11 protein-coding genes are annotated in these 13,009 nt (G+C 48.8%); 4 read left to right on the forward strand and 7 right to left on the reverse strand.

The window, feature by feature from the left end; genetic code table 11:
• Window positions 1-43 precede the first annotated feature (43 nt).
• Window positions 44-295 carry a hypothetical protein gene (locus tag U0358_RS13040; protein WP_011235762.1) on the forward strand — a complete coding sequence of 84 codons (252 nt, stop codon included), beginning with the start codon at window positions 44-46 and terminating at the stop codon, window positions 293-295.
• A gap of 7 nt (window positions 296-302) precedes the next feature.
• Complete coding sequence (locus tag U0358_RS13045) at window positions 303-1,409, forward strand: threonine aldolase family protein (RefSeq protein ID WP_322406558.1); 1,107 nt, start codon at window positions 303-305, stop codon at window positions 1,407-1,409.
• 2 nt (window positions 1,410-1,411) lie between these two features.
• Here the strand turns inward: U0358_RS13045 and U0358_RS13050 are convergent, their stop codons facing one another.
• Complete coding sequence (locus tag U0358_RS13050; RefSeq protein ID WP_322406559.1) at window positions 1,412-1,852, reverse strand: DUF6746 family protein; 441 nt, start codon at window positions 1,850-1,852, stop codon at window positions 1,412-1,414.
• Between the two features lie 117 nt (window positions 1,853-1,969).
• Between U0358_RS13050 and U0358_RS13055 the strand changes: the two genes are divergently transcribed.
• On the forward strand, window positions 1,970-3,802 hold the full coding sequence (locus tag U0358_RS13055) for an ABC transporter ATP-binding protein (RefSeq protein WP_322406560.1): 1,833 nt from the start codon (window positions 1,970-1,972) through the stop codon (window positions 3,800-3,802).
• On the opposite strand, the gene U0358_RS13060 is transcribed toward U0358_RS13055, so the two are convergent.
• From U0358_RS13060 to U0358_RS13070, 3 genes are all read right to left on the reverse strand, one after another.
• Complete coding sequence (locus U0358_RS13060) at window positions 3,799-5,322, reverse strand: methyl-accepting chemotaxis protein (RefSeq protein ID WP_322406561.1); 1,524 nt, start codon at window positions 5,320-5,322, stop codon at window positions 3,799-3,801. The genes U0358_RS13055 and U0358_RS13060 overlap by 4 nt on opposite strands.
• Window positions 5,323-5,469: 147 nt before the next feature.
• Window positions 5,470-6,294: a mechanosensitive ion channel family protein gene (locus U0358_RS13065; protein ID WP_322406563.1), complete on the reverse strand. Its 825-nt coding sequence runs from the start codon at window positions 6,292-6,294 to the stop codon at window positions 5,470-5,472.
• Between the two features lie 24 nt (window positions 6,295-6,318).
• A complete protein-coding gene (locus U0358_RS13070; protein WP_322406564.1) occupies window positions 6,319-7,323 on the reverse strand; it encodes a hypothetical protein in 1,005 nt (334 codons plus the stop codon).
• Window positions 7,324-7,548: 225 nt separating this feature from the next.
• Between U0358_RS13070 and U0358_RS13075 the strand changes: the two genes are divergently transcribed.
• Entirely contained in the window at window positions 7,549-8,022 is a 474-nt protein-coding gene (locus tag U0358_RS13075; RefSeq protein WP_317497767.1) for an Hsp20 family protein, read from the forward strand.
• 27 nt (window positions 8,023-8,049) lie between these two features.
• On the opposite strand, the gene U0358_RS13080 is transcribed toward U0358_RS13075, so the two are convergent.
• From U0358_RS13080 to recQ, 3 genes are read right to left on the reverse strand one after another with little or no spacing between them, the layout of a single operon-like run.
• A complete protein-coding gene (locus tag U0358_RS13080) occupies window positions 8,050-10,842 on the reverse strand; it encodes an EAL domain-containing protein (protein ID WP_322406565.1) in 2,793 nt (930 codons plus the stop codon).
• Window positions 10,835-11,095, reverse strand: a complete 261-nt coding sequence (locus U0358_RS13085; protein ID WP_110013532.1) for a DUF3630 family protein — start codon at window positions 11,093-11,095, stop codon at window positions 10,835-10,837. The genes U0358_RS13080 and U0358_RS13085 overlap by 8 nt, the downstream gene beginning before the upstream one ends.
• 9 nt (window positions 11,096-11,104) lie before the next feature.
• Entirely contained in the window at window positions 11,105-12,949 is a 1,845-nt protein-coding gene (recQ, locus tag U0358_RS13090) for a DNA helicase RecQ (protein WP_322406566.1), read from the reverse strand.
• Window positions 12,950-13,009 lie beyond the last annotated feature (60 nt).

Here is a 13,009-nt window from a genome sequence, read left to right on the forward strand (position 1 = left end):
TTGTTACACTAATGGAAATGCTTAAATTATAACCGAAGAGTTTATGGCGAAACCGAACAAGAAAGGGCCGGTTCGCACCGTGCAGATTTCTTGTCTGCAGTGCAAAACACCCATATTTAAATATCGCAAAGGTGGCAAAGGCGCTTTGGTAAAATGCTTTATTGAGCGGATTGTTGAAGACCACACGACCACACCATGTCACTGCCCGGGATGTGGGCAGGAGTTTGCGCGCGAAACCATGATACGCGGCACCCCTGCTTACAAAATTATTGGCGGTAAAGTCCATTCAAAATAGGTGCAGCATGTCAGTCTCAATTAGTGAAAAAACCAAACAGGCATACCAACACGCCGTTGAACAGGCCAGCGCGTCGCTTTTGCGGCAACCGCAGAACTCAATGGCAGACGAACTGAGGCTGCTTGCGGAACAACTGCAACCGAATGAGAAAAGAGACGTTTATGGCAGCGGCTCGCTTATTAATGACTTTGAAGATGAAGTAGCAGAGTTATTAGGCAAACCCGCAGCGTTGTTTTTGCCAACCGGTACTCTGGCGCAGCCTTTGGCCTTGCGCGTGCATGCCGATGAGCGCCAGCGCAACGGCGTGGCTCTGCACCCAACCTCGCATTTAATGCTGCACGAAAAAATGGGCTTTGAAGCTTTATGGAAGCTCAACGGCACTACCACGGGTTTTGCCGATAAACCCATAACGCTTAACGACCTCAAGTCGGTGCAAACGGATGATTTAGCGAGCGTACTACTGGAATTGCCCATGCGCGAAATTGGCGGACAACTGCCCAATTGGGACGACTTAGTCATGCAGTCAGAGTGGGCCAGACAACACAATATTGCGATCCATCTGGACGGGGCGCGCCTATGGCAGGTGCCGAGAGCTTATGACTGTTCACTACCTGAGGTCTGTGAGTTATTTGACTCGGTTTATGTCAGCTTTTATAAAGATTTAGGCGGCATTTCAGGAGCCATTCTGGCAGGCTCAGAGAGCTTTATTGAGCAAGCGAAAATATGGGCTCGCCGTGCTGGCGGCAATATTATTACTCAATACCCCCAGGTGCTGTCTGCCCGCTACGGCCTAAAAGAAAACCTGCCAATTATGCCGGAAGCCGTAAATTACGCCCGCGCACTTGGAGAAGCGCTGAACACGCTAGATGGCGTACGGGTTAACCCAGAAATGCCGCAAGTAGCCATGTTTCATCTGCATTTTGCTTTAAAAGCCAATGAGCTCAGTGAAAAAATAACGGATTACGCCAGCAATACCGGAGTCGTATTATTACCCCTGCCAAGAGCTGAAATAAGCGATGAAGCCATTTGCGAGATTTCAATTGGCAGAAACGCCATGTCGCAACCACAAAGCTTTTGGCTGCGACACTTTAAGGCGTTTTTGAAAACATTCTAGGTTTAATGGTGTTTTTTGTGGTCGCCCATCTGGTGTTTGCGGTCCCCTTCATGGTGTTTGCGATGCCCACCCAAGATATGGTTCAGCGTGTCTAAGTAGCTCTTACCAAAGCCTTTAACGCGCTGTTTATTCATTTGCTCAGAGCCCAGATGAACTTCTTCCAGCGAGTTTGCTGCAACATTCAGCTCTTTACTTAAACGCGCTAGCGCCACTTCCAGTGTGTACGTCAGTTCATGAACTTTGGCCATGTCCTGAGAGGTTAAATCGCCATTCACGATTTCCTCTAGCTTCGCGTTATACTCGTTCAGGTTCATAATAGCCTGCTCCAGATTCTCGGCTGGCTCTGGTTTAAAATGTTGGTATTGCTGATCATCGTCGTCGGCCATTGCCGCTACGTTAAAAAGTAGTGCGGCGCCTGCGGCCATCATGGAAAAAAGCTTCATAAAAACCTCATTTGTTGTTAATAGTTATCATTATTGTCCATATGTCGGTTTTTTACAAGATGAACGGCGGTGAACCTGATACCCTTTAGCTTGATGTATCTCAAGGAGTGAAAAGCAATGTTTTCCTGGTTTGAGCGCCGATTAAACCCTTTTCCTACGGAGGAACCCACTCAGGCTCCTACCGGATTTTTTGCATTCTGCTGGCATTTCACTAAAGGGGCGACCCCTTTTATTGCACTAACCGCGCTACTTATGGCCGCTATTGCCATTGCCGAAGTCTGGTTATTTGGCTTTTTTGGGCAAATTGTTGACTGGCTGGCAGCGCAGGACAAAGAAACCTTATTAAACGATCAGTTTTGGCCATTGCTTGGAATGAGCATTCTGGTGTTAGTCGGTTTGCCCTTGCTGGTCTGGTTTCACTCCCTGCTGACTCACCAGACATTGCTGGGTAACTTCCCCATGCGCATTCGTTGGCTGGGTCACCGTTATTTGATGAAACAGTCCATGAGTTACTATCAGGACGAGTTTGCCGGCCGGGTCGCCACCAAATTAATGCAGACTTCACTCGCACTGCGGCAGTGCATCATGACCTTTATTGAGGTTGTGAACTACGTCGCTGTCTACTTCCTTGGTATGTTTGTCATTATTGGTAGTGCCGACTGGCGTATGATGCTGCCACTGGCTTGCTGGCTCATTCTGTACGCTCTGTTGTTACGCTACTTTGTGCCTAAACTGGGTAAAATATCAGCCGAACAGGCTGACGCCCGCTCTAATATGACCGGGCGCATTGTCGACTCCTATACCAACATTCAAACCGTTAAGTTGTTCTCACACTCGCTGCGCGAGGCCGAGTTTGCGCACGAGGGCATGGACACTTTTCTGGGAACAGTGCATAAGCAAATGCGCCTGGTTACGCAGCTTTACGGCTTTCTCTACTTTATAAACTGCGCATTGTTGTTCAGCTCTGCCGCTACCGCCATTGTGTTGTGGATGGATAATGCTGTGACCTTAGGTGCTGTTGCAGTGGTTATCGGTCTGGTTCTGCGCTTATTTGGTATGTCACAAATGGTCATGTGGCAAATGTCGACGCTGTTTGAAAGCATTGGTACCGTTCAGGACGGTATTGGCTCAATTGCTGTACCACAGCGCATTATCGATGAGCCCAATGCGCCCGCTTTAAACGTGACTTCCGGCGACATTAATTTTGATCATGTTCGCTTCCATTATGGCAAAGGTCATGGCGTTATGGATGACTTTAATTTGCACATTAAGCCGGGCGAAAAAGTCGGTATTGTCGGACGCTCCGGAGCGGGAAAGTCCACGCTGGTGAATTTGTTGTTACGCTTCTACGACGTTGAGGGCGGCGAAGTTCGTATTGATGATAAACCCATTCATAAAGTGCAGCAGGACAGTTTGCGCGCCAGCATTGGCATGGTGACTCAGGACACTTCTTTGCTGCACCGCTCAGTACGCGACAATATTTTGTACGGACGCCCCGACGCCAGTGAAGAGGACTTAATGAAGGCAATACGGCAGGCGCATTGCGAGGAGTTCATTGCGGACTTAAGTGACAGCAAAGGTCGTACCGGTCTGGATGCGCATGTCGGCGAACGCGGCGTAAAACTTTCAGGTGGTCAGCGCCAGCGAATTGCTATTGCCCGTGTCATGTTAAAAGATGCGCCCATTCTGATTCTGGACGAAGCAACCTCAGCGCTGGATTCCGAAGTAGAAAACGCCATTCAGGAAAACCTGTATAAACTCATGCAGGGTAAAACAGTTATCGCTATTGCCCACCGCTTATCCACTATTGCTGCTATGGACAAACTAGTGGTAATGGATCAGGGTCAGATTATAGAGCAGGGCAGCCACGAACAGCTGCTTGCTCAGGATGGACTCTACGCCAAATTATGGCGCCACCAGTCCGGTGGCTTCCTGGCCGAGGAAACTTAATCGTCGTCGTCTTCAAAGGCGGCAACCAGCGAGCGGAACTCAGTCACGCGCCTGGAGACACTCTGAACATCTTCTGCGTTAGCAATAGCGACTTCGTGAGTCTCTTTTGAGGTATCGTTAACCTGGTTTATGCCATTACGAACTTCACCGACGGCCTGACTGTGCTCTTCTGCAGCTGTTGCAATTTGAGTCATGCGGTCACTGATATCAGTGATCGCATCTTGAATTGAAACCATTTCATTCTTCGACTGCTGACCAAGTTCACCGCATTCTTCCGCCAGTTCCCGTTGCTCGGCCATCTGTCGATCCCATTTTTCAATCGCCCCAGCCATTCCGGTAATGGTTTCATCAATTTCGTCAACAGCTTGCTGAGTACGCTTCGATAAATTCCTTACTTCATCTGCAACAACAGAGAATCCGCGACCTGACTCTCCCGCCCGGGCAGCCTCAATCGCAGCATTTAGTGCCAGCAAGTTGGTTTGCTCTGCAATTGAATCAATTTGCTGACTAACCGTACGAACCATTTCTGAGCGCTCAACAAGATCTTCAGTAGTATTAGCACTGGCTGAAACTTGTTGTACTAGATAACTCATCTTGTCCGAAGTATTTGAAATGAATTCTGCCGCATGATTCACCGTATTTCGGGCATCTTCTGCGGAGCTGGACGATTCACTGGCATTAGTGGCGATATCAGCCACCGTCATTGACATTTCTTCCATGGCAGTCGCAACTTGCTCTATAGCGGCAACCGCTTGTTGCGACATATCCAGAGTATGCTCAGAACGTTGTCTTGTGCTGCTTAACGTTTCGGCCAGCGCTTCTGTACCATTATCTAACCGCGATATCACAGCAGTCATTGCACTGTCTTTTAACATTAACTCATACAGCAATGCGCCCAGAGTTGAGCTATCCGCGTATATGCGCTGTTGGATTGGAGCATATTCACCCTCCAGAGAATTCAACTGCTCCGCATATTTACGTCCGGGGCTCAGCAAATAATAGGTTATTAAAAAGGCGAGCCCTGTAGGTATTACCGCCCACCAGTTAATCATTGCTGAAGCAAGAATTAAGATTAAACCTGCTATAGCTCCAAGCACAGTCTGCATGGATACCCGGCGGTTTAAACTGCCAGACTGGTACATTTTCTCCGCTTTGGAGGCAAGCTCATGTGGCGCATAAGTCATTAACCATTGAGCTCCGGTTACTTTTCCTCTGCGGTAAGTTCCCCGGACAAAAACTTCAAACCAGGCTATTCTGCCTTCGGCTACTCTTATAGGTAAGACACCACGCCACGGGCTCTCATTACGCACCGCATTGTCTATTTCATCCAGCACGGCTTTAGGAACCTCACCAACAATATTGGTGCGAGTGCGATGTTTGAGTTCATCATTGGTTTCTTTTAAAAGGGATTGAAAAGCAGGTTTGGCGTCCCGAATGCGGGTATCGTTACCGAAGGTAACAACAAATATTGTGTCATTATTTATTGCTTGAAATTTAGCCCGATCGTTTGTCTGCACCATATTCTTCTACCCCAAAATATTTGAGATGCGAACAATACAGGAAGCCGGTTATAACTCAATGCAGCTGGATAAAAAACAAACAAAAAACAACATACTATGCAGATAATCGCGGGTAATTATGAGTCAACAATACAAGTAACTAACAACTCAACGGTTTAGCTGGTACGCTTCGTCCGATTCAACCTTGGCGAAGCGTACGTCCAGTTCCATTAACCGTTTTTTGCCCCGGGCGGTCATGTCGGTAATAAACTGAAACTGTTGCCTGGGGTCAATTGGGTAGGCTTTTAAGCGATACTTTGTGCCCCAGGGTTGTTCTGCGGCGGTAACCGCTATTGGCTTACCGAGTTGCAGATAAGGGCTGGTCAGTGCCACTTCTTCCAGCGCGTCACGAATTTGATAGGCGTCGGCTTCCGGCTGCGCATAAAACTCAGCAATACACATTAAGCTGGGCCCGCCATTATTGGCATTATGAATTAAGTTATCCCAGAGCTTCAAATGTGGCACCCAAATAACGGTGTCATCATTAGTAACCAGTTCAACTGTTCGCATGCCAATATGGGTGACTTCGCCATAGCTGCCATCCACTTCTATCCAGTCGCCCGGACGGTAGGGCATTTCATGAATAGCTACCACGCCGGCTATTAAGCTGCTGACATAATCTTTTAACGCAAAACCTATTGCCAGACCCGCGGCACCTAGTGTCGCCACCATATTTTGTATAGTCGGCTCTATAACTCGGGGCATGATCATGACCAGTGCAATGACCAGAACCACTATACGGACCATTGGCACCATAGCCAAAATGTATAACCGCCTTTTGCCATGCAAATGTGCTGCAACCCAGGGCAAAACTCGTTGGGTGAACCATACAGCAGCTAGTGCCACGGCAAAAATCACAGCAATTTCAAAAATGGCAAAGCCGTCCAGTGTCTTAAATAGCCCGGCGACGTCTTTTAATGAATCGGTTTCCATTCCTTACCTCCTAAGCTCGCACCGTTAGAACCGGTCTAACCAAAAACCACGGGACATAAGTAACTCCCGGACAACCGGGTAGCCTCGCGGGGTGACGTACCAAAGCTCTTGCTCAAGCTCAATCAGGGCACGTTGTTTGAGCACCTGTAACTGAATTTCAAGCTGGCTAGCGGAAACTATCGGCAATACCTGCACTAACTGCGTTTTATTCATGCCCCGGTGAAGCAGCAGAGCATAACAAACAAAAGCCGTTGCATCGTTTATCTCTGAGGGTAGCGCCGGTGTTTCAAAGGCCTTTTCACTACCACGTTGATAACGGTCGGAATAGGCCGCAGCGACACCGGCATTACCCCGGCTTAATGCGGCTAAAGCCCGTAAACGACCATCTCCGCGAGCCAGTCCCAGCTGCTCAAGGGCATTTTGATCCAGCCCCTGCAATGTCCATAACTGATTTACCGGCACCGGCCAGACTTTTTCCAGAAAAGCCCAGGCCCAGCTGTCACAAACAATAACGCCTTTACCCGCTTCACCGGACAGTACCTGAGAGAAGAATTCCCGCACCCAGCGCAAACCGTTCGTCTGGCGCAGGAAACTGTGTGCTAACTGAGGCATTATCCAGGGTTTATTATCATCGGACTGAGGCTGAAACTCCGGCATAGGAGAATCGTCAGGGTTGCAAAGTGACTCTCTGTCGGGCAGGCTCACTTCCCGCAGACTATGCTTCTCAGACCACTTTTGCACCGCTTCCTCAACACCAGAGTGGGGTGGCGCAATAATCCAGCGTAAGCTGCTATCGTCATTGTCATTTAACCAGTCAGAAAAGCAATCATTCAGAGCCTCTGCAGCGGTATCAAAACTCAGTTCCAGTACTTGCGATTGCTCTTCCTCACCTTCCTGTTCTTGTTCTGGTGTTATCCAGCGAACAAATTTTTCCCACCACTTTTTTATTTTTATGGTAGTGGGTACGGCCGGTTTTTCATAGTCATCAACTGTTACCCATTGCCACGTTTTTTCTGGCTCTTCGGCCATCCTGAGAGTCCTTTTCACAAATAAATAAAGTATTGCTTAGCTCCGATAATAGAGTGCCTTGAAGCAGAGTCCAATGAAAAATTTTGCAACCCGACTCTTGAAACCAAATTGAGCAGTACACATATAGACGTTAAGGCCGGTGTCTCTGAGAGAGCCGCCTTAACCGACACATGGTGTGTCACTTAATTAAACATTTTAAAGTTATTGCTTCAAAGGAGAATGACTATGGCAACTATCGACTTAAGCCCTCTATATCGTAGCAGTGTAGGTTTCGACCGTATGGCATCTTTGCTGGATTCGGCACTACGCTCAGATACTGGTGCAACCGGATATCCTCCCTACAACATTGAACTGGTAGCAGAAAACCAGTACGCCATTACGCTGGCAGTTGCAGGTTTTGAAGAGGATGATCTGGAAATTGAAGTAGAGAACGGCGTGCTTCGTGTGACCGGCAAAAAAGCCGAAGAAAACGAAAAACGCGAGTATCTGCACCGCGGCATTGCAAACCGTGCCTTCGAGCGTAAGTTCAGCCTGGCTGAACACATTGAAGTCACCGGCGCAGCCTTAAAGAACGGTCTGTTAACGGTCGGCTTGGTGAAGAATATTCCTGAAGCCATGAAGCCGAAACGTATCAACATTGGCAGCTCAACTAAAGACCTGCTGGAAAATCGTTCCAAAAGTAAGGAAAGTGCTGCTTAAACTTAAGCACTGGATGAGGGGCGGCAATTAGCCGCCCTGTTTTTCCTGACGTTGCCACTCTACTGGGTGCCCACAGACGAACCCCTGGATATAGTCTACGCCCAGCTGAGTGAGCTTAATACGCGCTTCGTCACTTTCCACGCCTACTGCACATACCTCAATATCAAGAACCTTAGCAATGCGCACACAGCTGGCGACCAGTTCCGCATCAACCGCATCTACCAGCATGTCCTGCACCCAAAATCTATTAACCTTAATTTGCGTTAACGGTAACTGCCTCATAAGCCGGAACGAATTGAAGCCGGTACCAAACTGATCTAAAGCAGTACCTATGCCTAAATCCTTAAGCTCTCTGAACAGACGGTAAGTTTCATCAAAGTACTTGTCGGCGTCAGGCTCTGCCACCTCAAATACCAACTGTTCCGGCTGCAATATAGAATGCTTCAGGCTTTGCTCTATAAAGCGAATAAAGTCGACATCTTCGAGGCTTTGCGCGGACAAATTAATATGGCAGCGCCAGGTGCGATTAGCGGCAAAGGGCTGTTCTTTAAAATGTTCAATAACTTCCCTGACCAGCCAGCGGTCAGCCTTACCCATAACGCCGGCATTAAGAGCTGCCCGTAAGAACTGCTGCGGAGCAATAGCCTCGTCACTCTCGTTACCCGGCAGCCGTAGTAGTAACTCGAAGCAATGCTTATCTTCACTTTTTGCGGCACTGACCAGTGGTTGCGCAAACAACTGCCAGTTTTCTTCCCGTAGTGCCTTCTTCAGCCGCGCTTCCCACTCTTCCTCGGCTTGCCCAATCAAGCGTTTCTGATCGGCTTCGCTGTGCGAATGAACTCGATAGTCACCCTGCTGCATTGCCAGTTGCACGGCTTCCCGAGCCTGGCGCATGATCGTGCTGGCGGCCAGGCTTTCACCAAGACTGTAAGCAATACCGGCGTGGCCTGTCAGCTGAAAAATACGTTTTTCACTACTAAAGCGAAACTCTCTGCAAACTTGCAGTAAACGATGTGCCTGGGCAAACGCCGCTTGTTCATCTTCGTTCGTCAGCAACGCAACTTCTGCTTCACTTATGCGTGCGACACGTGCGCTTTTAGGTGCTTTTTGCTGCAACGATAATGTCAGTTGCAGTATGGCCTGATCGCGACCGTCAGCACCGGCTTGATCCGCAATAACCTGCAAACCATTAAGACGAATAATGGTAACGCTGGTTGTCTTTTTTCTATCCAGGCGAGATTGCAGCAGGCGTCGAAACTCGCGCACATTTAACAGACCCGTTAAGGCATCGTGGTGTGCCAGAAAGTTAAGATGAACTTCCGCTTCCATGCGTTTTGTTACATCAGCCATACGCCCGGTATTGTCAGGAAACAACTCAATATCTAGCCATACTTTACGACCATCAAGCCGCTCAATAGAAACCAGTTGGCGCTGCCCTTCAATGCTAAAACCTTTTGGCCAATGCGTCTGAATTTGCTTCAAAGAATGAGCTGACAAAATTTTTATCATTTGTCGGTTAACCTGTTTAATACTGCCGTCAGGGTTAACTCTGAACCAACCTTCTCCGGTTCGTTTTAAAATACGCCATAAACGCCGCCTTAAAATTTTTCGGTTACGTTTTAAATTGCTAATGCGCTGTACCAGGCGACTAAATCGATAGCGCTCTAGCGCCAGCAAAAACATGGTTGTGACTAACGTCAGGCCGCTGTACAACAATAACCCGGAAAGCCCTTCCCAAATTGGGTTATAGCGCGGTGAAACCAGCAGCCAGGCAGATATAATGGTCAGAACCATCAATACCGTTTGCCATTTATGACCCGCCACAGGTTGTTTCTGCAGGCTACGACCAATAACGACTCCTCCCCAGAGCAGTAGCGCATTAATTTGCCAGGATACAGAGGCCAACCGCCAGGGCTCGGACAACCACGGCAGCAAAATGGTCAGCGCAATAGCCGCCATCATTACCGCATAACCAATACGGTTGAACCGGGAGAATTTGAAGCGAAAACGCGACCATTCCCATATAAACCAACTAAGAGCGAGAACCAGAAGCTGGCTGATATACACCTTCAGCTCCGCAGCAATGTCCGGCGAGTATGGCGTAAAATAGGTAATCCAGATGCCACTGTGTGACAGCAGCGAAAGAGTAAAGGTTAATGTCAGGCCGCCAAAGGAAATTAACAGGCGGCTACCGAACAACCGCGCTGAAACAGCCGCTGCTAAAGCTAACAGAATAAGAATACCGGCGTTAACGCCCAAAGCGGTTTGTTGCTGCTGAAGGCGTAATTGCAAGTCGCCTGGCTGCCACAGACCTATAGACGGCATTTGTTCAGGCCATTGCTGCACCGACACCGCCAACCAGACAATTTTGTTGGCCGGTAAAGTTACGGGCAATACTTGCTCATGCGACAAGTATTCGCGCTGCAACAACGGAGTGGAAAACCGGCTGATATTGCTGTTCTCGATTTGCCCATTTTTATCCAGTAAATAAACCCCAACTTGCTCCAGGTAAGGATCGCTAAAATGCAGGTGAAGAGTAAGCGGCGCGTTACTGCGATTAAACAGGGGAACTACACCCCAGACATTGGGTCGTTCACCGGCGTAGTTATGATCCTGCAGCTCCTCAGAGCTTAACCAGCGCTGCGGTTCATTAATAGCAATGCTCTCAACTTGCAGATTGGCGTTGACCACCCGGTAGTTGAGATGTTCATTCAGCATTAACCGCGAGCTTTGCGGAGAAACGGTCAGAGGGTCCTGAGCAAAAGCCGATGGTATCAGGGTTAACGCTAACAGTAGTGCGGCAAACCAATAGTTAAACATAACCATACTCCGCCAGGCGTGCTTCTACTGTAGCTTCGGGTTCTTCCAGAGCTTGTAACCAGACGGCATCACAAATTTCTGAATAAAACAGCAGCCAGTGCCGCTGGTTAATACTCAAACGCCAGCAAAACTGGTCTGCTGCCCATTCTTTTTCACGGACCGTAGCACCAATGCGCTCACAAAGTTCGTTTACCCAAAGCTCATGGTCAGCTTCCGGCGGTGTACTTTTTAGCGTAATGATGTTGTCTTCCATTATTATTCTTTACCCATTAAATAATTCTCGCTCGCTGGCACCGGACAAGAACGCTTCCACAGCCTGCATAAACTCATTGCCATAACGTGCCAGTTTAACTTCTCCAACACCATTGATTTCTAACATATCTTTGGCTGTTGTGGGGTAGTGCACACACATTTCCACCAGTGCAGCGTCGCTGAATACGACAAAGGGTGGCACCTGATCACGGTCAGCAATGTCTTTACGTAACTTGCGTAAACGCCGGAACAAAATTTTATTATAGTCACCCCGATCAGTAATTCGGGTTTTGGTTGCGGTTAATTCTATTCGCGGCTTAGCCAGTTCCAGCGGCACTTCGCCTTTTAAAACAGGACGTGCGGCGTCAGTCAGTTGCAACGCCGCAAAACGCCGAATGTCCTGCAGAATAAGCCCCCGGTGAATGAGCTGTCGTAATACCGAAAACCAGTGCTCCTGGGTTTCCGATTTGCCTAAGCCGTACGTGCTAAGCTGATCGTGTCCCAGCTCAATAACACGCTGGGCTTTTGAGCCACGTAAAACCTCCACTACATGGTTGATACCAAACTGCTGACCTACGCGGTACACACAGCTCAATGCTTTTTGGGCGTCCTCCAGACCGTCGTAGCGCTGGGGTGGGTCCAGGCACAAATCGCAGTTTCCACATTCTTTATCGGAGTACTCATTAAAGTAGTTGAGCACAACCAGTCGTCGGCAAGTTTGCGCTTCAGCCATGGCCTGCATAGCTGAAAACTTTTGCGCCTCGACCAGACGCCGCTGCTCATTCTCCTGATCTTCTATCATTCGCCGTATCCACTGCGCATCACGTGGGTCATAAAGCATGACGGCCTCTGCTGGAAGGCCATCGCGCCCGGCACGCCCGGTTTCCTGATAGTAAGACTCAACACTACGGGGAATATCAAAATGAATAACAAAACGAATGTTGGGCTTATTAATACCCATACCAAAGGCCACCGTCGCAACAACAACGTCTATGTCGTCACGCAGAAACTGGCGCAGGGTACTTTCCTTTATCTGGTGCTCAATACCGGCGTGGTAGGGTGCAGCACGCACCCCGGCTTGCTGCAGACTTTCCGACAGCTCTTCAGTTTTTTTGCGACTGCCGCAATAAATAATACCGGCGGCGCCTTTTTGCTTTTTAACGTAGTCACGAACCTGCTTCAGTGGCTTGTACTTTTCCTGCACTACGTAACGAATATTGGGCCGGTCGAACGAGCTGCGGTGCACCAAGGGTTCGCGCAGACACAGCCGTTCAATAATATCGTGCTGGGTAGCAGAGTCAGCGGTTGCCGTTAACGCCATAAAAGACACATTGGGCAAGTAATTACGCAGTACTCCAAGTTTGCCGTATTCAGGCCGGAAGTCGTGCCCCCACTGGCTAATACAGTGCGCCTCGTCCACCGCAATAAAATTAAGCTTTAATGACTGCAGGCGTTCAATAAAAGACGGCTGTAAAACTCGCTCGGGACTCACATACAAGAGTTTAATGTCACCGTTCTGCAAACCTTGAAATGTTGCCATTGATTCCTGCGACGACACACCCGAATGCAGGGTTGCCGCTGAAATATCCAGAGCTTTAAGCGCCTCGACCTGATCCTGCATTAACGACAGCAATGGCGAAATCACCAGAGTAAGGCCGTCACCGCAAATAGCCGGCAACTGATAGCATAGCGACTTACCGCCGCCGGTTGGCATCAGCACCAAAGAATCACGACCCTGCATAGCGGCCTGCATAATATCCTGCTGGCCATCACGAAACTGGTGATAGCCAAAGGTAGATTCAAGCTGCTGCTTAAGCGGATCAAATTGTACTTTTTCGGCGGTACTGCTGTGCATGGTTATATTGACTTCCCGAGTAACATGCTCTTATTGTAAGCGTCCTGTCCGCTAATCACC

The organism is Idiomarina sp. PL1-037 (assembly GCF_034422975.1).
GTDB lineage: Bacteria > Pseudomonadota > Gammaproteobacteria > Enterobacterales > Alteromonadaceae > Idiomarina.